This is a genomic window from Delftia sp. ZNC0008 (assembly GCF_000799035.1).
GTDB classification, from domain to species: domain Bacteria; phylum Pseudomonadota; class Gammaproteobacteria; order Burkholderiales; family Burkholderiaceae_C; genus Comamonas; species Comamonas tsuruhatensis.
Genome location: NZ_JTKZ01000700.1, coordinates 1 through 1,532 on the forward strand (window position 1 = coordinate 1; position 1,532 = coordinate 1,532).

Annotated in this window: 1 protein-coding gene and 1 tRNA gene; both read right to left on the reverse strand. The window is 55.4% G+C overall.

Going from position 1 to position 1,532, the window contains the following annotated elements:
• Nucleotides 1–204: 204 nt before the first annotated feature.
• Nucleotides 205–969 carry a M48 family metalloprotease gene (locus tag L995_RS22840; RefSeq protein ID WP_047473824.1) on the reverse strand — a complete coding sequence of 255 codons (765 nt, stop codon included), beginning with the start codon at nt 967–969 and terminating at the stop codon, nt 205–207.
• Nucleotides 970–1,350: 381 nt separating this feature from the next.
• Nucleotides 1,351–1,424: transfer RNA gene (locus L995_RS22845), tRNA-Cys, on the reverse strand.
• Nucleotides 1,425–1,532 lie beyond the last annotated feature (108 nt).

A 1,532-nucleotide genomic window follows, 5' to 3' on the forward strand; every position in this document is an offset into this window, starting at 1 on the left:
AACGGGTTCGAACCGTCGACCTCAACCTTGGCAAGGTTGCGCTCTACCAACTGAGCTATTCCCGCATATCTGTCAAGCTGTGCGCCTCACAGAGCAGACTTGAATTCTAGCGCAGATTTCCGGCACTCCGGACCAAGTACGGAAAAAATCCGCGTCGAAGCGGATCAATGCCCACCCGCACAGCAGCCCGCTCCATGCCGTCGCTTACTTGCCGTCGATGCGGTCCTGCATGCGCTTGGCGCGCTGTTCAGACGGGGGGTGAGAGCTCAGGATGGAGCTGCCGCCACTGCCACCGCTGAGCTTGGCCAGCTTCTGGAACGATGTGACCAGGCCCTGGCGACTCATCTTCTTTTCCGTGAGCAGGTCGAAGGAATAGTCATCAGCCGCCGACTCCTGGGACTGGGAGAACTGGGCGTTGATGAACTTCTCACCCAGATCTCCGGCCTGCGAGCGCGACAGCGAGGCCAACGCGGAATTGCCGCTATTGGCTGCAATCGAGCGCGCAGCCGATGCCGCATAGGCCGTTTGCATGCGCTTCTTGCTATGGCCCAGCGCCACATACCCGATCTCATGGCCAATCACGCCACGCAATTCATCGTCGTTCATCAGATCCATCAGGCCGCTGTAGACGCGAATGCAGCCATTGGCCATGGCCCAAGCATTCACGTCCTGCGTCATATAGACCTTGTAGACGGCTTTTTTCCCATTGACGGCCTGCGGCATGCTGGCAATGACCTTGTTCAGCCGCACCGTGTACTTGCTCTTGGCATCGGCCACCTTGTTCTGCGCATCCATGGCCGCGCAGGAGTCGTTGGACAGCGTGACCACATCGTCATCCGTGAGCGTCATGGCCTTCATGGCCGTGGAGCCTGAATCCAGCAGCCCGCCCACATCAGCGGACTCCATGGTTTTACAACCCGCCAGCACCACGCCGCTGGCAACAATCGCCGTCAATAGCTTGATCTTCATAATCCCTCTCGATGAATGAAGCGCGCATCATATCCACGACCGGCCAATTGAATCCACTGCCAATGGCAAGCCATTTGCACTTTTTTGCAATTTTCCAATCAACTTCCAATAAGCACGCTCGCGGCGAGGATCCAGGCAGAACAATTGGAAACAAAATAATTCACCGAACTGGCAATGAATTACAGAATGGAATTCTCTTCATGTCACAGAAGAACAAGCCCTGAACCACTCGCAGAGTGCCGAAACTTTAGAGAGAGGGAGAGATGGAGCTTGACCGGGCACGGGGCTGGCTCGAACCAGACAGCAAGGACAAGCCATGATCCTGACGCAGAAAAAAAAAGGCCCCGAAGGGCCTTTTGAACTGTTTTCGCAATGAATTTTTGGAGGCGCGAACCAGAGTCGAACTGGTCTAACCGGATTTGCAATCCGGGGCATAACCGCTTTGCTATCGCGCCAAAATCACTATCAAACAACTACAGCATTGCTGCAGTTTTTAGAAACTGGAGCGGGAAAACGGGTTCGAACCGTCGACCTCAACCTTGGCAAGGTTGCGCTCTACCAAC